13 protein-coding genes are annotated in these 17,784 nt (G+C 73.1%); 6 read left to right on the top strand and 7 right to left on the bottom strand.

What is annotated here, in order from left to right; genetic code table 11:
- The 3 genes from OG711_RS36435 to paaK all read right to left on the bottom strand — a co-directional run bounded on the left by OG711_RS36435 (position 1) and on the right by paaK (position 3,563).
- Positions 1-681 (bottom strand): hypothetical protein, encoded by a 681-nt coding sequence (locus tag OG711_RS36435; protein WP_329563066.1) that lies wholly within the window; start codon positions 679-681, stop codon positions 1-3.
- Positions 682-748: 67 nt separating this feature from the next.
- Positions 749-1,912: a macro domain-containing protein gene (locus tag OG711_RS36430; protein ID WP_329563064.1), complete on the bottom strand. Its 1,164-nt coding sequence runs from the start codon at positions 1,910-1,912 to the stop codon at positions 749-751.
- A 292-nt stretch (positions 1,913-2,204) separates the two neighbouring features.
- Entirely contained in the window at positions 2,205-3,563 is a 1,359-nt protein-coding gene (paaK, locus tag OG711_RS36425) for a phenylacetate--CoA ligase PaaK (protein WP_329563063.1), read from the bottom strand.
- A gap of 449 nt (positions 3,564-4,012) precedes the next feature.
- Between paaK and OG711_RS36420 the strand changes: the two genes are divergently transcribed.
- Both OG711_RS36420 and OG711_RS36415 read left to right on the top strand, forming a co-directional pair.
- Positions 4,013-4,645: a GrpB family protein gene (locus tag OG711_RS36420; RefSeq protein ID WP_329563061.1), complete on the top strand. Its 633-nt coding sequence runs from the start codon at positions 4,013-4,015 to the stop codon at positions 4,643-4,645.
- 262 nt (positions 4,646-4,907) lie between these two features.
- On the top strand, positions 4,908-5,405 hold the full coding sequence (locus OG711_RS36415; RefSeq protein WP_073788513.1) for a hypothetical protein: 498 nt from the start codon (positions 4,908-4,910) through the stop codon (positions 5,403-5,405).
- A 200-nt stretch (positions 5,406-5,605) separates the two neighbouring features.
- Here the strand turns inward: OG711_RS36415 and OG711_RS36410 are convergent, their stop codons facing one another.
- Both OG711_RS36410 and OG711_RS36405 read right to left on the bottom strand, forming a co-directional pair.
- Entirely contained in the window at positions 5,606-8,365 is a 2,760-nt protein-coding gene (locus OG711_RS36410) for a SpoIIE family protein phosphatase (RefSeq protein WP_405674564.1), read from the bottom strand.
- A gap of 126 nt (positions 8,366-8,491) precedes the next feature.
- The gene (locus OG711_RS36405) at positions 8,492-9,544 is read right to left on the bottom strand and encodes a helix-turn-helix transcriptional regulator (protein WP_329563058.1); all 1,053 of its coding nucleotides are present in this window, start codon (positions 9,542-9,544) and stop codon (positions 8,492-8,494) included.
- 434 nt (positions 9,545-9,978) lie between these two features.
- Between OG711_RS36405 and OG711_RS36400 the strand changes: the two genes are divergently transcribed.
- Positions 9,979-11,151, top strand: a complete 1,173-nt coding sequence (locus OG711_RS36400) for a S8 family peptidase (protein WP_073788517.1) — start codon at positions 9,979-9,981, stop codon at positions 11,149-11,151.
- 128 nt (positions 11,152-11,279) lie between these two features.
- On the opposite strand, the gene OG711_RS36395 is transcribed toward OG711_RS36400, so the two are convergent.
- Positions 11,280-12,743, bottom strand: coding sequence for a PucR family transcriptional regulator (locus OG711_RS36395; protein ID WP_329563056.1), 1,464 nt, complete (start codon positions 12,741-12,743; stop codon positions 11,280-11,282).
- A 137-nt stretch (positions 12,744-12,880) separates the two neighbouring features.
- Here OG711_RS36395 and OG711_RS36390 point away from each other — a divergent pair, with 137 nt between their 5' ends.
- From OG711_RS36390 to OG711_RS36380, 3 genes are all read left to right on the top strand, one after another.
- A complete protein-coding gene (locus OG711_RS36390; protein WP_329563054.1) occupies positions 12,881-14,458 on the top strand; it encodes an aldehyde dehydrogenase family protein in 1,578 nt (525 codons plus the stop codon).
- A complete protein-coding gene (locus OG711_RS36385) occupies positions 14,455-15,618 on the top strand; it encodes a CaiB/BaiF CoA transferase family protein (RefSeq protein WP_329563052.1) in 1,164 nt (387 codons plus the stop codon). The genes OG711_RS36390 and OG711_RS36385 overlap by 4 nt, the downstream gene beginning before the upstream one ends.
- A 104-nt stretch (positions 15,619-15,722) precedes the next feature.
- Positions 15,723-16,931 (top strand): acyl-CoA dehydrogenase family protein, encoded by a 1,209-nt coding sequence (locus tag OG711_RS36380; RefSeq protein WP_073788526.1) that lies wholly within the window; start codon positions 15,723-15,725, stop codon positions 16,929-16,931.
- Between the two features lie 205 nt (positions 16,932-17,136).
- Here the strand turns inward: OG711_RS36380 and OG711_RS36375 are convergent, their stop codons facing one another.
- Positions 17,137-17,784, bottom strand: a complete 648-nt coding sequence (locus OG711_RS36375; RefSeq protein ID WP_329563051.1) for a helix-turn-helix domain-containing protein — start codon at positions 17,782-17,784, stop codon at positions 17,137-17,139.

The following is a 17,784-nucleotide window of genomic DNA, read 5'->3' as shown; positions in this document are numbered from 1 at the left end:
CTACTCCTGCTCTGCCAACATTCGTACGGTGTCCAGGAGTTGCTGCTCGCCGGCGGTCCCGATGAGCGTCTCGGGACGGGCGTCGAGCCGGGCGTCGGCGGAGAGCCACCAGTCCGCCGCGCCCCAGGGGTCACGGTCCGCGGCCAGCATCTCGTTGACGGCGAGCACGATCGGCCGGGGCCGGTGTGCCGCGGTGAACTGGAGGCTCGGCAGCCGCACGGCTCCGCCTCTGCCGCGCAGCCGGATCAGCGCCGGGACGAAGGGGTCGGTGCCACCCAGCAGCACGGTGTCCAGGTCCAGGGCGGGAGCGGCCAGCAGGCGTTCGCGTACCGGGCCCAGCAGGGGGCCCACCATCCGGTGACCGTCGATCAGCAGGACGGCCAGGTCCTCGGCGGTGAAGCCGAGGTGGGTGACGCTCTCCGCGGCGGCGCCGGGCGGCGGCGCGGTGAGGGTGAGACGTGCCTGCTGTTCGCCGCCGAACAGTTCGGGAAGCCTCTCGGCGAGCAGGTCCACGGCGGCCAGCGCGGCTTCGTGCCGCTGCCGCCCGGTGTGCCGGCCCCGGTCGTCGTGGCGCGCCCGCGCCAGCAGCGCGGCCAGCCGCTCCCGCGGTGCCGGGCCGAGTGCTCCGGCGATCCGCTCCCACTGCTCGGCGGCGGCGGCGAGTACCGCATACGGATTCACTGCGTTCCCTGTTCCCTGTCCACTGGTGGGTCGTTCATCGGTGGGTCACCGGCAGGTCATCGGCGGGTCACTGGTGGGTCCTGCCCGGCGGTCCGGTGAGAAGTCGTTCCACAAGATCCGCGTTGGCGTGCCTACGCATCACGAAGTGGACCTGCCACGGCGCTCCGCGCGCCAGTTCCGCCTCGACCGCGGGCCACAGCGCACCGAAGCTCTCCAGCGGTGAGAGGCCACCGCGACCGGCGCCGAGGAGCGGCAGACAGAGGGAACGCAGCGGCGGGTCGTGGTCGTCGGCCTCCCGGGCGAGGAGGGCGAAGGCGGCGGCCACGGAGCGGGTGACCACCGTGGGCGGGACGTCGTAGTCGTTGCTGTCGGGACGCGGGACGGCCACGGCCGCGTGGTACAGCCGTCGTATCCCCTGTTCGCCCAGTGCGCCGGCCGAGGTGGCGGCGACGGTTCCCGGCAGGGCCGCCCGGCCCGGCATTCCGTTCCGGGCGGCCCACCCCCACAACTCGTCGTGGACGGAGTCCTCGACGAGTCCCCCCGTAGGGTCCTTGCGTGCCCCCGCGCGTCGCAGGGTGGCGGCGACCGACGACTTGAAGGGCGCGGGCAGCGCGAAGTAGGTGTTGCACGGCGAGACCACGACGTCGATGTCCCGCAGCAGGTCCACCGAGTGGGTGTGCACCGTCACGGTGGTGCGGCGGCCGTGCACGAGCGGATGGAGCGTGCGGTGCGAGGCGGCGAGTCCGGGGAGCGCCACCGGTACGGCGCCGGGATCGGGGCGTTGCCCGTCCGCGGGGGCCGTTCCGGTCACGGACGCGGTGGCTGTGTCTGTGTCTGTGTCTGTGGCGGCGATGAGGAGGATGCGCTCCGCGATCTGGCCCAGCACCATCAACTCGTGGTGCTTGCGGAACCGTTCGATGCTGACCCCGTACACCTGCGCGGCCCGGCGCCGGCGGTCGGCGGCCGGCCAGTCCCGGGTGCCCGCGGCGAGCCCCAGACTGTACTCGGCGGCGGTCTGCAAGGTGCCCCCGCCGATGCCCGCGACGGCGGTCCGCAGCAACTGCTCCACCGTGGCGGGACCCGTCGCGGTCCCGGAGTGACCCGGCCGGTGCACGATCCGGGAGAGCTCGGGAGTGCTGAGCGAGCGCAGTCCCACGACCCCGGCCCGTCTCACCATCCGCACCTCCGCCAGTACCGCCCCGTGTTCGGGCAAGGGAAAGGAGTGCGCCATGGCGGCAACAGTGTCACCCGCGCTCACCACGTCACAAGCCCGTTCGCTCCTCCATTACACAGGTCGGGCTGGGCACGCCCCGGTCGTTCCCGGGTCGTTTCCGGGTAGGGGCCGTTCGCGGCGCCGCCGTCGGGAGGTGCGGGGCATGCGCTGTTCCGGTGCCCGGGCGGTCCGGCTCAGCCGCTCCGGCATGCGGGCGGTCCGGCATCCGCACGGTCCAGGTCCGGCATCCGGGCGCCGGTAATCACTCCCCGCGGAGGTCATGCCCCTCACCGGACACCGTCCGCGCCGGTCACTCCCCGCGGAGGTCCTTGACCCGGCGGAGCTTCCCGAGCGAGCGCTCCAGGGTCTCGGGCGGGACGATCCGCGCCTCGACGGTGACTCCCACCCCGTCCTTCACCCCTTGGACGATGGACCGGGCGGCGGCCTCCCGCTGCCCGGGGCCGGCCTGGGGCCGCGCCTCGACCAGGACGGTCATATGGTCCATCCGGTCCCGGCGGGTCAGCTCGATCCGGAAGTGCGGTGCGACGCCGGGGGTGCGCAGCACGATCTCCTCGATCTGGCTGGGGAAGACGTTCACCCCGCGCAGGATGATCATGTCGTCGCAGCGGCCGGTGATCTTCTCGATCCGGCGGAAGGCGGGCCTTGCGGTGCCGGGCAGCAGCCGGGTCAGGTCGCGGGTGCGGTAGCGGACGACCGGCAGCGCCTCCTTGGTGAGCGAGGTGAGGACGAGTTCGCCTTCCTCGCCGTCGGGGAGCACCGCGCCGGTGAGCGGGTCGACCACCTCGGGGTAGAAGTGGTCCTCCCACACATGCAGTCCGTCCTTGGTCTCCACGCACTCCTGCGCGACGCCGGGACCGATCACCTCGGACAGACCGTATATGTCGACGGCGTGGATGCCCGCGCGTTCCTCGATCTCGCGGCGCATCTCCTCCGTCCACGGCTCCGCGCCGAAGATTCCCACCTCCAGGGAGCTGGTACGCGGATCGATCCCCTGCTTCTCGAACTCGTCGAGCAAGGTGAGCATGTAGGACGGGGTGATCATGATGATCTCGGGCCGGAAGTCCTGGATGATCCGCACCTGGCGTGCCGTCATACCGCCGGAGGCCGGGATCACGGTGCATCCGGCCCGCTCGGCCCCGTAGTGCGCGCCGAGACCTCCGGTGAACAGGCCGTAGCCGTAGGAGATGTGCGCCTTGTGGCCGGGGCGGCCACCGGCCGCCCGGATGGAACGGGCCATCACATCCGCCCAGACGGAGAGGTCGTTGTCCGTGTATCCCACGACGGTGGGGCGGCCGGTGGTGCCGCTGGAGGCGTGCACGCGCCGGACATCGGCCATCGGGACGGCGAACATCCCGAACGGATAGGTGTCCCGCAGATCGGCCTTCGTGGTGAAGGGGAAGCGGGACAGGTCACCGAGGGAACGGCAGTCGCCGGGCCCTGTCCCGGCCTCGTCGAACTTCGCGCGGTACAGCTCGACGTTGTCGTAGGCGTGGCGCAGCGTGGACCGCAGCCGGTCGAGCTGGAGTTCCTCCAGCTGCCGACGGGTCAGCCGCTCGGCGTCGTCCAGCAGTCCGGGAGGAATCACCTCGCCCCGCTTGCCGCCGGACGGGCGGCCCGGGGTCGCCGAGGCCGTCGGTTCGCTGCTCATCGCGACTCCTTCGTCGTCGTGCCCGGTGTCCTGGTCACCGCCGTACCTTTCACCACGCGCCGCGGTGTCTCCCGCCGGGCCCCGGGGCACCCGGTCTCCCCCGGGTCGCCGCTCCCCCGTCGGACCGACGGTCCGCGCCAACGACCCGACCGACCATTCGGTCACCGTGCGCCACGCCCAGTAATCCAGCCACCCCGCCGCCTGTCAAGGGTGGCCCGTCGGGGACATGCGACGGACAGCCACTCCCGTGCCGTCGCACGGACGGGGCAAGGCGGCGGGCAGCCCGGCCGACCGCCGCGCGCTGCCGGGCGGGGGCGGCGGACACCGGCACGAACCGTCCGGTCCGGTCCGTCTCGCGTGCCGGAACGACGGCGTCCGTCGGCGGCGCATGGAGCAATTACCCTCTGATCCAGTGAAGTTGCCGAACCATCGAGACGGGACGAACAGCCATGACGGATCAGGAACGACACGAGCAGGAGATTCCTCGTGTCCCGATGACCGACGAGGAGATCGAAGCGGCGAACCTCGAATCAGCTCCTCGGCTCGACAGCGCTGTCCAACTGAAGGAGTACACCCCCGAATGGGCCACGGGGTTCGAGGAGGAAGCCGCCCGGATGAGCGAAGGGCTGGACGGACTGCCCCACCAGGTCGAGCACACCGGTTCCACCTCGGTACCCGGGCTGCCCGCCAAACCGGTCATCGACATCCTGCTGATCGTCCCGGACTCGGCGGACGAGTCCGCCTACGTGCCCGCCCTGGAGGCCATCGGTTACACGCTCGCGATCCGGGAGCCCGACTGGTACGAGCATCGCGTCCTGCGCAAGCCCGCTCCCGCCCCCGGCGCCGAGTCGGCCAATCTGCATGTGCTCTCCACCGGCTGCCCCGAGATCGCCCGTATGCTCCTGTTCCGCGACTGGCTGCGCACCCATACCGATGAACGGGACCTCTACGCCCGGACCAAGCGGGACCTCGCACGGCGGACATGGACGTACATGCAGCACTACGCCGACGCGAAGAGCGAAGTCATCGCGGCGATCCTCGAACGCGCGGACCGGGGCACAGCGGCGCACCGCGAAAGCTGAACCCCCTGTCCCCGCCTCCGGCAGCCCTTTCGGCTCATGGGTGATGCCGGTTCGCCGCGGGGACGGACCCTCCCCACCCTCCCCCGTTCTTCGTCACCCGCACATGGCTGCGTCCCAGTGGCCACGTCCGTAACACCAGTCGTCCGGACCCGCCTCGCACCGGCGACGAGCAGGGATTTCGCGGGTCACGAAACGGGCACTCCACCCACCCCTGGGCATGCCCCGCTCGATGATGGCCCCACGCCAATCCCTGGGGGGGACCATGGACACCCGCACCGCCGTCGCCACGATCGCCGCGCTACTGCTCTCGACGCTTGCCGCATGCGGCAACGACGGCCCCGACAAGACCACGATCCTGCCGCTGAGAACCACCAGCCCGGCCCCCATGCCCTCACCAGTCCACGACTTCGAGGACTGTCAGGCCCTCCTCGACCGCGCCTACCAGGCCGACGACGTCCGGGACGTGTCCGGGGAACCCGAGTGCGAGGCCCTGACGGCCGCCGAGTACCGGGAGGCCGTGGCCGCCGTACTCACGGAGCACAAGGACGAGATCCTGGCGTACGAGCCCACGCACACCGACAAGGCCGTCTGGGATGTCGCGTGGGAGGCGATCGGGCCCGCGCAGCGGAAGCGGATCTGCCGGGAGATCGAGGCGACAGGGGCGGAAGCCGTGGGCGTCGACCTGGCGGACGGTTCGGCCGGCCGGGGCGAGAACGAGGGGATCGCGCAGGCCGAGTACTACGAGAACGAGAAGTGCTGAGCGGCGGGTGGTCGTGACGGCGCCCCGGTCCGGCGTTCCGGTCGACGGGTGACGGGTGACGGCCCACGGGCGGATCGGCGTGGCGGGTCCGGCGGTGTCGGAAGCGGCGTTGCCGGCGGCTGCGGCGGAGGCACTGTCGGACCGGGCGCGGTTCTCGTCCCCCGGACGGTCCCATCGGGCCGCCGGGGTCGGGGTCCGCGTCAGATGTCGTCCAGGCCGAGCAGGTCGTCGAAGACGGCCGGCGGGGTTCCCGTGGGGTGGATCGCCTGTTCCGTCCACAGCACCTTGCCGGTGGCGGTGTAGCGGGTGCCCCACCGGTCGGCCAGCTGGGCCACGAGGAACAGGCCGCGTCCGCCCTCGTCGGTCAGCGCGGCGCGGCGCAGATGCGGGGCGGTGCTGCTGCCGTCGGAGACCTCGCAGATGAGACCGGCGCCGTGGATCAGCCGTACGGTGATGGGCTGAGTGGCGTAGCGGATGGCGTTGGTGATGAGTTCGCTGAGGATCAGTTCGGCGGTGAAGGCGATGTCGTCGAGGCCCCAGGCCGCCAACTGGCGCGCGCACGCGTTGCGGGTCACGGCGACGGCCGCGGGGTCGGACGGCACCTCCCACTGCGCCACCGAGTCCGGGTCCAGCGGGCGGGTGCGGGCCACCATCAGGGCGATGTCGTCGCCCGGGTCCTCGGGCAGCATGGCGTCGAGGATCTCCTGGCAGGTCTCCTCCGGTCCGAGGCCCGCCCTGCCCGTGACGGCGGTCCGCAGGAGGGCGAGCCCCGCGTCGATGTCGCGGCGCCGGTCCTCGACCAGGCCGTCGGTGTAGAGGATGAGCCGGGCTCCCTCGGGCAGCTGGATCTGGGTGCTCTCCACCGGGAGCCCGCCGCCCGCTCCCAGAGGCGGTGAGGGGGAGAGCCGGGGGTAGTACGCCGTGCCGTCGGGGAGGGCCACGAGCGGTGGGGGGTGTCCCGCGGCGGCCAGGGAGCAGCTTCCGGTGATCGGGTCGTAGACGGCGTACAGGCAGGTCGCGCCGGTGACGTCGTGGCTCTGTTCGTCGGTGGTCCGGTCCTGGTCCATCTGCTCCACCAGCTCGTCCAGATGGCTGAGGATCTCGTCCGGGGCGAGGTCGAGGGAGGAGAAGTTGTGCACGGCTGTCCGCAGCCGCCCCATGGTGGCGGCGGCGTGCAGCCCGTGGCCGACCACATCGCCGACGACGAGGGCGACCCGGGCGCCGGGCAGGGGGATGACGTCGAACCAGTCGCCTCCGACCCCCGCCTGGGCGGGCAGATAGCGGGTCGCCACCTCCATGGCGGTCTGGACGGGCAGACCGCGGGGCATGAGGCTGCGCTGCAACGTCACGGCCACGGAGTGCTCCTTGGTGTACCGGCGGGCGTTGTCGATGCAGACCGCCGCCCGTGCGGTGAGTTCCTCGGCGAGGGCGAGATCGTCGTCCTCGAACGGTTCGGGCTTCTCCGAACGCCAGAAGCTGGCCACGCCCAGCACCACCCCGCGCGCCGAGAGCGGGGCGCTGATCAGGGAATGGATGCCGTAGTCGACGATGCGCCGCGCGCGCTCGGGGTCCTGGGCGTGCCAGCCCGCGGCCCGGCGCAGATCGGGTTCGACGACGGCACGGCCGCTGGAGAGCCCCTGCGCCTGGGGGGTGGAGCTCACGAGCCGGATCAGCCGCCCCCGGGGATAGAGCGGGTGGTCGTCCCGGACGCCCGTGACGGCGGTGCGCCGCAGGACCCGTTCGGTGCCCTGGAGCTCGTCGCCGCGCAGGACGGGTTCCGCCAGGTCGACGGTGGCGAAGTCGGCGAACCGGGGTACGGCGGTCTCGGCGAGTTCCTGGGCGGTGCGCGGGACTTCCAGGGTGGTTCCGACATGTACGGAGGCGTCGTAGAGCACCCCCAGCCGGCGCCGTGCCGCGTCGGCGCTGCTGGAGAGGGCGAGCAGTTCGGTGGAGTCGCGCAGGGTGGCGACGCTGCCGTCCGGGCCGTGGCGCGAGGTGGGGCGCTGGTTGACCGCCAGCAGCCGTCCGCCCGCCTCGTGCATCTCGTCGGCGACGGCCCGGCCCGACGACAGGAGTTCGGCGACGCCGCCGGAGAGACCGAGGTCCGTCACCTTCCGGCCTTCGGAGCCCGGCGGGAGTTCGAGCAGCCGCTGGGCCTCGTCGTTGGCCAGGACCAGCCTTCGCTCCCGGTCGACGATGACCACGCCTTCCTTGACCGCGTGGAGCACGGCGTCGTGGTGGTCGTACAGACGGGTGATCTCGGCCGGGCCGAGTCCGTGTGTCTGGCGCAGCAGCCGTCTGCTGAGCAGGGCCGCGCCGGCCGTGGAGACGGCCACCGCACCGACGACGCCGCCGATGACCAGCGGCAACTGGTCGGCGGCGGCGCTGCTGACCTCGGCGATGGTGACGCCCGCACCGACGGCACCGACCACGGTCCCGCCGCGGTTCCTGACGGGGACGTAGGCCCGGATCTGCGGCCCGAGCGTGCCCACCCGCTCCTCGACGACCGTGTGTCCGGCGAGGAGCGGGGTGATGTCCCGGGAGCTGGGCTTGCCGATACGGTCCGGAAGGGGATGGGTGTAGCGCAGGCCGTCGCGTCCCACGACGACCACGAAGTCCACGTCCGAGCCCTTCCGGGCGGCTTCGGCGCCGGGCTGGAGCAGGGCCGTGGGATCGGACGACTCAAGGGCGGGAGCGACACCCGGGGAGTTGGCGAAGCCCTGGGCGACGGCGAGCGAGCGGCTGGCGGCCTCCTGCTCGCTCTCCCGCTGGGCGAGGAGCAGCAGCAGTGCGACGGCTCCGGCGGCCAGCAGCACCACGACGACGAGTTGCAGGACGAACATCTGACCGACGACGCTGCGCACCCCGAGGACCGAGCGTCCGCGCGGGCCTTGGTCACGAGCGGCACCGGAGTCATGGGTGTGCTCCTGCGGAGTGGACGAGCCCCTTGACACTGCCATGTCGCATTTCTACAGGTTCGACGCCTCTTCGCCTCATAGGTCGGGCTCCGCGTATCGGGACGGCACTGGTGATCATCGTCGCCGGGCGCGGTCACGCGGACGGGAAGCGGGCGCGTCGTGGCTGTGTCAGGAGCCGTCCAGCAGGCCGAGCCGGGCCGCGCGCACCCCCGCCGCGAAGCGGCTCTCGGCGCCGAGTCTGCGGACCAGGGCGGCGAGCAGTCGGCGCAGGGTGCGCTCCGAGCAGCCCAGTCGGCGCGCGATCGCCTCGTCCTTGGCGCCGGAGGCGAGGAGGGCCAGTATCTCCCGCTCCCTCGGGGTCCACTCCTCGGCCGGTTCGCCGCGGCCCGTCTCCCTCCCGTAGGGCAGCGAGACGTCCCAGTGGTGCTCGAAGACCCGGGCGAAGCACAGGGCGAGCCGGGTGCTGTGGAACAGGATGTCCTCGGGCGGTCCGGTCCCGTCCTCGGCGAGGTGCAGCGCGAGGACGGTCGTCCGGCGGTCGACGATGTTGAGCTGGAGGGGCACGGCGGCGGCGAGCCGGATCTCCGCGCCGTGGTCGGACAGCGCGGTCAGGAAGCGGGAGGCACCGGGCCTGCGCGCGGCACCGGCCGAGACGAGCAGCCGGATCGTGACGCCGCGGGCGAGCATCGCCAGGTCCGCCTCCAGGCTGTCCGCCAGATCCTCGGGCTCGGGGAAGGTGCCGCGCATGCAGAGGAGTTCGCCCTGGCACAGGACGTCCAGGTCGTACAGACGCTGGCGGAGCCGGGCGCGGTCGGTGAAGTACTCGGCCTCGACGGTCATGCGTCCGGACGTCTGAGGGTCGGCCACCAGACGCAGCAGGCCCTGGACGGCGTCCAGACCGCGGTGGAACTGGCCGAGTTGGCGGCGCTGCTCGGCGACCAGTTCATGGAGCACCCGCTCCGGTGAGTTCGCGTGCCGCCGGTCCCGGTCGACGAGCCGCCGCGCGGTGAGCCAGTCCAGGATGTCCCCGGGGAGGACGTCCAAGGCGTCACCGCCGCGGTTGCGCTCCCGTCGGGCGGCCCTTCCCCCGGCTGTCCCCGGCCCGTCCCCGGCGTCCGCCCCGGTCCCGCCCGGCGCCGCCCCGTCCGGCGCGGACCCGGAGGAGGCGGGCGCGCTCCCGTGCGCGGCAGCGGCGTTCGTGGGCGACTCGTCGACGGCCATGGCCCGAACACTAACGGAGGCAGATCCCTTGGTCAGGGCCCTCGCGTTCGGCCGGGGCCGGGGGCCGCCGTGTCCGCAAAGGGTCACGCCTGTTTCGGCCGGGTCAACACATGGTTGACGCCGGTATGTTGTCGGCACACCCGGCGGCAACGGTGCTCCGGCGGGCGGTGATCCCGCCCGTGGACGTTCCGTGCCGGGTGGCCGGGGGTCCTGCGATGGGCACAGGCGATCCGGCACCGGTGGCCCTCCACCCCGCTCGGTCCGTGCGCCGCGCGGTCGCTCACCGCGTCGCTCACGCAGTGGGACGTGCCACCTCCCGCCGCCCCGTCCCGCGTCACGCGGCCCGGACCCCACGTCCGGATGAACGGGGTGCGCTCCGTACACACCCGGCCCGCGGCACAGTGCGGCCGGACCCAGAAAGGTGCACCCTCCACATGCGCAGAACCCACCTCGGCGTCCTCACCGTCGGAGCGATAGGTCTCGCCGTCCCGCTGACCCTGATACCGGGGGTCGGCTCGGCCGCCCCGGTGGCCGATCCGACCCCGGCGGTCAAGGTCGCCGAAGCTCCGGCCGGCAAGGAGATCAAGGGACGCTACATCGTCACCCTCAAGTCCGGCGCCGACCCGACCGGCATCGCGGAGAAGCGGTCGATCGACACCGCGTACGTGTACGACAAGGTCATCAACGGCTTCGCCGCGGAGCTGACGCCCGGCCAGCTGAAGGCGTTGCGTGGTGACGCGCGTGTCCTCGCCATCGAGGAGGACCAGATCGTCACCAGCACCGCGACGCAGAACAACCCGTCCTACGGTCTGGACCGGATAGACCAGCGCAGCGGACGTGACAACAAGTACAACTACGGCAGCACGGGTGCCGGTGTCACCGCGTACGTCATCGACTCGGGTATCGACGCGACCCACCCGGAGTTCGGCGGCCGGGCCCGTAGCGCCTTCGACGCCCTCGGCGGCAACGGCCGGGACTGCAACGGTCACGGCACCCATGTCGCGGGCACTATCGGCGGCTCGACGTACGGGGTGGCGAAGGGGGTGCAGCTGCGCGGGGTGCGGGTGCTCAACTGCCAGAACAGCGGCGCCAACTCCGCCATCATCGCGGGATTCGACTGGGTCCGGCAGAACGCGGTGAAGCCCGCGGTCGCCAACGCCTCCCTCGGCGGCGGATTCTCCACCGCCCTCAACAACGCGGCCACCGCCCTGGCCCGCTCCGGGGTGCACACCACGATCTCGGCGATGAACAACAATCAGGACGCCTGCAACTACTCCCCGGCGAGCGCTCAGGACGCCCTGGCGATCGCGGCTTCGGACTCCGGCGACTCCAAGGCCGGATTCAGCAACTACGGCCGGTGCACCGACCTCTACGCCCCCGGGGTGAACATCGTCTCCGCCCGGGCCGGTGGCGGCACCACCACCATGAGCGGTACGTCGATGGCCGCGCCGCACGTGGCCGGGGTGGCGGCGCTCTACAAGGCGGTCAACGGCGACGCCCCGAGCACCACGGTCAACAACTGGATCATCAGCAACAGCACGGCCAACGCGATCCGCGGCAATGTCAGCGGTACCCCGAACCGGCTGCTGTTCAAGTCCACCCTCTGAGTCACCCCTGACCCGGGTGGCGATCGCGACGCCACCCGGGTCCCGGGCCGGTCCGCACCACCGGTCGGCGGTCTGCGGGCCGGGGCCCACCGTGGGTCACGGCTGTTCCGCCCGCTGACGACGGCCCGTCAGGCGAGGCCGGCCGCCCGGAGGGCCAGCCAGGTGCGGCTCGCCGTGTCCGGGTCGTCGAGGTCCGCTTCCATCAGCCGGGCGGCGGTCGCGATGCGGTTCCGCAGCGTGTTGCGGTGGACACCGAGGTCGGCGGCGGCGCGCTCCCAGTGGCCCCGATGGCGCAGATATGCGACGACGGCACCGGCCAGATCGGCGCGCCGGTAGCCGAGGACCGGGTCCAGCGAGGGAGCCGCGGCAGTGCCGTCGTCGGCCAGGTCGCGCGAGGTGCCCGGCGGGACAGCGGCCAGGGTGCGGCTGAGCGCCGGGAGCTGCCGGTGCAGCTCGGCCGCGGCGGCCGGAAGGCCCAGCACGGCCCTGGCGCCGGGAAGCCGTTCCGTGGTCAGCCGCCGCACGGCGGCCCGCAGCGCCTGTGTGTCGTCCGGTCCGGCCAGGACCCAGAGCTCGTCCGGCTCGGCCACGGCCAGCAGTTGCCTGCCGGGGCCGACCGCCGGTTCGAGTACGTCGAGCACCTCGTCGGCACCGCCGGTGAGCCCGGCCACGGCGAACAGCCGGACCCGGGCGGGGATCGCGGGCAGACCGAGGTCGGCGCCCAGGGACCGGGCCGCGTCGAGATGGCCGCTCAGCACCAGCCGGGCCACACAGGCGCGCGCGGTGCGTGCCGCCGCGACACCCCGGCGCCGCTGTTCGCTCTGGAGGGCGAGCAGCGCGCACGCGGTCAGGACGAGCTGTCTGTCGGGGGCCTTCATGGGGCGGGGGCAGCCGGTGGCGACGAAGCCGCTCAGCGGCCCGCGTCCGGTCAGCGGATGCAGCACGACATCGTCGTCCCCCAGCGGGAACGTCGCGGAGGAGTGCGGGCCCGCCACCCGCAGCCGGGCGACCTCCGCGGCGATCCGCCGGGCGCTGGAGCGGTGCTCGCGCGGCCAGACCGCCACCACCTCGCCCTGCGGGGTGAGCTGGGCCGCCCAGCCCTCCACCGCGTCGGCGAGGGTGCGCACCACGGCACGGACGGGGTCGGGTCCGGCCGCCGAGCGGATCAGTTCGCGGTGCGCGCCGAGAGCGGCGCTCAGCTGCTCGTGCCCGGCGGCGGCGGTCAGTGACCAGTAGGTGCGCGCGATGGTCAGGAACGGGGTGGGGGCGGGAACCGCGCACAGCGGCAGCCCGGCGCTCTCGCACGCCTCGACGAGGGTCCCGGGGACGGTGGTGTGCACGGGCCCGAGCCCGATGCCGAGCGCGGCGACACCGCGGGCCGCCAGCCGCGCGGTGTACGCGCGGGCCTGCGCCGTCTGGCCGGTGAGCCCCATACCGGTGGTGAGCAGGAGTTCCCCGCCGGTGAGATAGGGCGTCGGGTCGGTCAGCTCGCTGACGTGGACGCCGGTGATGTCCAGCGGGGGCGCGAGCGCGGGGGTGACGGGTTCGAGGTCGGCCCCCAGCAGGCGTACGAGGTCGTCGAGCGCGGGCATGGGGCTCTCCCGGTGTCGGGTGCTGTGCGCTTCGCACAGCTTCCGGCCATTCTCGGATGGAACGTACAGGGATTTCCAGGGCCTTCGGCACCTAGTTTCGACAGCACCAGCGACCCGCCCATGGAAGGACGTCCCCGATGTCCCCTGCTGCTGTCCCCCCGGCCGAGGTGAATCGCGGTGCGGAGCCCGGGGCCGAGGTGAGCCGTGATCCGCGCACAGGCGCCGCGACCGCCGGGCCGCCCGCCACCGCGCCCGCGGAGCTGTCCGCCCTGCTCGCCGCCGCCGCGCGGGACGCGCACGAGGTCGCCGCGACCGCCCCCGCCGTACGGGCGGCGTGGCTCACGGCCGTCGCGGACGCGCTGGTGGAGCACACCGATGAGCTGACCGCGCTCGCCGAGGCCGAGACCGCGCTGGGCACGGACCGGTTGCGCGGTGAGGTGGGCCGCGCGGCCGCGCAGTCCCGTTTCTACGGGTCGGTCGCCGTGGAGGGCGGCTGGCTCGGTGTCCGGATCGACGGACCGGCGACGACCGGTTCGGTGGAGCTGCGGCGGATCAACCGGCCGCTGGGCCCGGTGGCGGTGTTCGGCGCGGGGAACTTCCCGTTCGCGTTCGGGGTCGCCGGGCACGACACCGCGTCCGGCCTGGCCGCCGGGTGCCCCGTACTGGTCAAGGCGCACCCCGCGCATCCCCTGCTCAGCGCGCGGCTCGGCGCGCTGGTCTCGGCCGCGCTGCGTGGCGCGGGGGCTCCGGCGGGGGCGTTCGCCCTGGTCACCGGCTTCGACACGGGACTCGCCCTGGTGGACGCGCCCGAAGTGGCGGCCGTGGCCTTCACCGGTTCGCAGAGCGGCGGCACCGCGCTCGTCGAGCGGGCGGCCCGCCGTCCGGTACCGGTGCCCGTCTTCGCCGAGATGGGGACCGTCAATCCGGCGGTTCTGACCCCCGCCGCGGCCGCTGACCGGGCCGGGCTGACGGCCGCGGCGGACGGCTTCACCGGGTCGTTCACCCTGGGGCAGGGCCAGTTCTGCACCAAACCCGGTCTGCTGCTGGCCCCCGCGGGCAGCGGCGCGGCGGAGGCGGTCGCGGCGGCGCTGAAGGGCGTACGGCCCGGGTGGCTGCTGACCGAGGGGATCGCCGAGGCGTACCGGCGGGGTGTCGCCGATCTGCTGGCCGCGGGGGCGGAGCGGGTGGCCACCGTGGCGCCGTCCGAGGAGGGGTTCGCCGCCGCGCCGACGGTCCTGTCCGCACCCGCGCGGGCGCTGCGGCCCGGCTCACGGCTGCTGGCGGAGTGCTTCGGCCCGGTGGCACTGGTCGTGGAGTACGACGGCACGGCCGGTCTGCGCGAGGCGCTGGACACGCTCCAGCCGTCGCTCGCCGCCTCCGTGATCTCCTGCGGCCCGGCGGACCCCGACCTGCCGTGGCTCGTGGAGCGTCTGGCAGGGCGCACCGGGCGGGTGGTCGTCGACGGCTGGCCGACAGGGGTGGCGACCTCCTGGGCGCAGCAGCACGGCGGTCCCTGGCCCGCGACCAGCAGGCCGGACGCCACCAGTGTCGGGGCGGGGGCGCTGGACCGCTTCACCCGGCCGGTCGCCTATCAGAACGTGCCGCGGGCGGCCCTGCCCGAGGCGCTGCGCGACGGCAATCCCTGGCATGTGGTCCGGCGGCTGGACGGGGTGCCGGTGGCGGCGGCTCCCGCCGGGACGGGGGCCGGGGCGTGAGCGGGCCGCTGGACGGGATACTGGTCGCGGACTTCAGCCGGGTGCTGGCCGGGCCGCTGTGCACGATGACCCTGGCGGATCTGGGGGCGACGGTCGTCAAGGTGGAGCGGCCCGGTTCCGGCGACGACACCCGGGCGTGGGGGCCGCCCTGGTCGGCCACGTCCACGACGTACTTCGACAGCGTCAACCGCTCCAAGCTGGGCATCGCCCTCGATCTGACCGACGACACCGACCGCGCGCTCGGGCAGGAACTGGCCCACCGCGCCGATGTGGTGGTGGAGAACTTCCGTACCGGCTCACTGGACCGGCTGGGTCTCGGCTACGAGCGGGTGTCCGCCGTCAATCCCGGGGTCGTGTACTGCTCGATCACCGGGTTCGGCGGTGGCGCGGGTGCCGGGCTGCTGGGTTACGACTTCGTCGTCCAGGCCGTCGGCGGACTGATGAGCGTCACGGGCGAGGCGGACGGCGACCCGGCGAAGGCCGGTGTGGCGCTGGTCGACGTACTGACCGGCAAGGACGCCGTGATCGGTGTCCTCGCGGCGCTGGCGGGCCGGGCCCGGACCGGACGCGGCTGCCGGGTGGAGGTCGATCTGCTGTCCAGCCTGCTGGGCTCCCTGGTGAACCAGGCCCAGGGCTTCCTGGAGACCGGCCGGCCGCCAGGGCGGATGGGCAATCGCCATCCCTCCATCGCCCCTTACGAGACGCTGCGCTGCCGTGACGGACTGCTGGCGGTCGCCTGCGGCAACGACGGCCAGTTCGCCCGGCTGGCCACCGCGCTCGGCGCGGCGGCACTGGCGGACGACGCGCGGTTCCGTACGAACGCCGCCCGGGTCGGGCACCGCGAGGAGCTGGTGGCGGCGCTGGAGGAACGTCTCGCGCACGGCGACGCCGCCGACTGGCAGACACGGCTCACCGGGGCGGGTGTCCCGGCCGGGAGGGTCGGCACGATCGCCGACGGATTCGCGCTCGCCGAGGAGCTGGGCCTGTCCCCCACCGTGACCCCGCCCGGCGGGGGGACGCCCACGGTCCGGCACCCGGTCACGTACTCCACCGGGCCGGTCCGCGAACCCTCGCCACCGCCCCGGCTGGACGAGCACGGCGACGCGGTACGCGCCTGGCTCGCCGGACCGGGAGGTGAGCCGCTTCCCAGCAGCGGCTGACCCGCCTCCGCCGCCCTCCCGAACCTCCGGGACCGCCGCCGCACCGCACCGCCCGTCCCCGTACCCGACCACCGGCCCAGCTCCGCGTCCGAAAGGCAGGACCCATGTCCACCGCATCCGGCAGAACGTCCGGCGCCGTCCGCGCCAAGTCCGATCCGCTCGACCTGGCGGGCATCGACGACATGCTCAGCCCCGAGGAGAAGGCGGTCCGGGCGGCCGTCCGGCAGGTCTGCGACACGGCCGTGGACCCCTATGTCGCCGAATGGTTCGAGAAGGGCGAGCTGCCCGCCATCCGGGAACTCGCCAAGGAACTCGGCGGTCTCGGCCTGCTCGGTATGCATCTGGAGGGCTACGGCTGCGCCGGGATGAGCGCCGTCGACTACGGGCTCGCCTGTATGGAGTTGGAGGCCAGCGACTCGGGCATCCGTTCCCTGGTCAGTGTCCAGGGCTCGCTGGCGATGTACGCGATCCGGCAGCACGGCAGCGAGGAGCAGAAGCGGCGCTGGCTGCCGCCCATGGCCGCCGGTGAGGCGATCGGCTGTTTCGGCCTGACCGAGCCCGACCACGGCTCCGATCCGGCCGGGATGCTCACCCGCGCCGTCCGGGACGGCGGTGACTGGGTCCTCGACGGCCGCAAGATGTGGATCACCAACGGTTCCGTCGCGGATGTGGCGGTGGTGTGGGCCCGGGCCGAGGAAGGGGTGCGCGGCTTCGTGGTGCCGACCGACACCCCCGGTTTCTCCGCCCCGCTGATCAAGCACAAGCTGTCGCTGCGGGCGTCGGTCACCAGTGAACTCGTCCTGGACGGGGTCCGGTTGCCCGGGGACGCGATGCTGCCGGAGGTGCGGGGGCTGCGCGGCCCGCTGTCCTGTCTGAACGAGGCGCGCTACGGCATCGTCTGGGGCGCGATGGGTGCCGCACGCAGTTCGCTGGCGGCAGCCCTGGAGTACGCGGGGCAGCGCACGCAGTTCGGCAAGGCGATCGCGGGCTTCCAGCTCACCCAGGAGAAGCTGGCCCATATGGCGGTGGAGCTGACGTGCGGCACCCTGCTCGCCCTGCATCTGGGACGGCGCAAGGACGGTCCGGGTCTGCGCCCCGAGCAGGTCAGCATGGGCAAGCTCAACAACGTGAACAAGGCGCTCGACATCTGCCGCAGCGCCCGCACGGTCCTGGGCGCCAACGGGATCTCGCTGGAGTACCCGGTGATCCGCCATATGGCCAACCTGGAGTCGGTCCTGACGTACGAGGGCACCCCGGAGATGCACAAGCTCGTCATCGGCCAGGCCATGACCGGACTGCCCGCCTTCCGGTAGGGAGCACCCGCCGCGGCCGAAGGCCCGGTGGGCGTGGTCGATCACCCACGCCCACCGGGCCTTCGGTGCGTGCGGGTACGCCCGTTGTCGGTAGCGGGCAGCGGGGTCGCGGCGGTCACGGTGCGGCCGTCCCCTCACCGGGGCGGCCGGTCCGCCGTTCGGCGGGAGTCGCCCGTCGGGTGGTCGCCCGTCAGATGGTCGCCGGTCAGCGGGCCGGGGGCCGGGCCGTGTTCTGGCGGTAGCGCCGTTGCTGGCAGGCGCGTGAGCAGTACTTGCGGCGGCGGCCCCGCGCCGGTTGGGGGACGGGGCCCGCACAGACATCGCAGCGAACGGAGACCGTCGCCGGGGTTTCGTCACGGGGCGGCGGCATTTCATCACGCTTGCCACGGCCCGCCCCACGGCGGGGGATGGACTGCGCCGCGGCGACGAGTCCGGGGGTGGCGACGCGCCCGCGTGGTGTGTGGTCAATCAGTTCGCCGTCGAGGTCCGGGCATTGGCCGACGATGTCGTCGTCCGGGCATCCCAGCAGGTGCAGCAGATACGCGTGCGCGCTCCGCAACTGCCTGATCTTCTCCTCGATCAGCCCGGCCTGGCCCTTCACCGTGCGCTGCCAGTGCTGGTTCCTGCCACCGGCGGTCACGACGGCGGCCTGGTCGAGCGGCATCGTGCCGACCACGCAGCACAGATACGCCAGACCGATGCGGCGGAGTTCGGTCTCGGTGTAGGTCCGTCGCCCGTTGACGCGCGGGGGTTCGGGGAGCACGTGCTGCGACTCCCACCATCGCAGGGTCGACGGCGCGAGGCCGTAGAGGGCCGCCGCCTGGCCGATCGAGACACCGACTGGATCGCTCAT

Origin of the sequence: Streptomyces uncialis (assembly GCF_036250755.1) — a bacterium.
Taxonomy (GTDB): domain Bacteria; phylum Actinomycetota; class Actinomycetes; order Streptomycetales; family Streptomycetaceae; genus Streptomyces; species Streptomyces uncialis.
The sequence above is the reverse complement of the archived record's forward strand: the minus strand, read 5'-3'. Positions and strand labels throughout refer to the sequence as shown.

Excerpts from the sequence above, each read along its gene's own strand:
- OG711_RS36430 (WP_329563064.1), bottom strand. The coding sequence starts at position 1,912 with ATGGCGCACTCCTTTCCCTTGCCCGAACACGGGGCGGTACTGGCGGAG.
- paaK (WP_329563063.1), bottom strand. The coding sequence starts at position 3,563 with ATGAGCAGCGAACCGACGGCCTCGGCGACCCCGGGCCGCCCGTCCGGC.
- OG711_RS36420 (WP_329563061.1), top strand. The coding sequence starts at position 4,013 with ATGACGGATCAGGAACGACACGAGCAGGAGATTCCTCGTGTCCCGATG.
- OG711_RS36415 (WP_073788513.1), top strand. The coding sequence starts at position 4,908 with ATGGACACCCGCACCGCCGTCGCCACGATCGCCGCGCTACTGCTCTCG.
- OG711_RS36410 (WP_405674564.1), bottom strand. The coding sequence starts at position 8,365 with ATGGCAGTGTCAAGGGGCTCGTCCACTCCGCAGGAGCACACCCATGAC.
- OG711_RS36405 (WP_329563058.1), bottom strand. The coding sequence starts at position 9,544 with ATGGCCGTCGACGAGTCGCCCACGAACGCCGCTGCCGCGCACGGGAGC.
- OG711_RS36400 (WP_073788517.1), top strand. The coding sequence starts at position 9,979 with ATGCGCAGAACCCACCTCGGCGTCCTCACCGTCGGAGCGATAGGTCTC.
- OG711_RS36395 (WP_329563056.1), bottom strand. The coding sequence starts at position 12,743 with ATGCCCGCGCTCGACGACCTCGTACGCCTGCTGGGGGCCGACCTCGAA.
- OG711_RS36390 (WP_329563054.1), top strand. The coding sequence starts at position 12,881 with ATGTCCCCTGCTGCTGTCCCCCCGGCCGAGGTGAATCGCGGTGCGGAG.
- OG711_RS36380 (WP_073788526.1), top strand. The coding sequence starts at position 15,723 with ATGTCCACCGCATCCGGCAGAACGTCCGGCGCCGTCCGCGCCAAGTCC.
- OG711_RS36375 (WP_329563051.1), bottom strand. The coding sequence starts at position 17,784 with ATGAGCGATCCAGTCGGTGTCTCGATCGGCCAGGCGGCGGCCCTCTAC.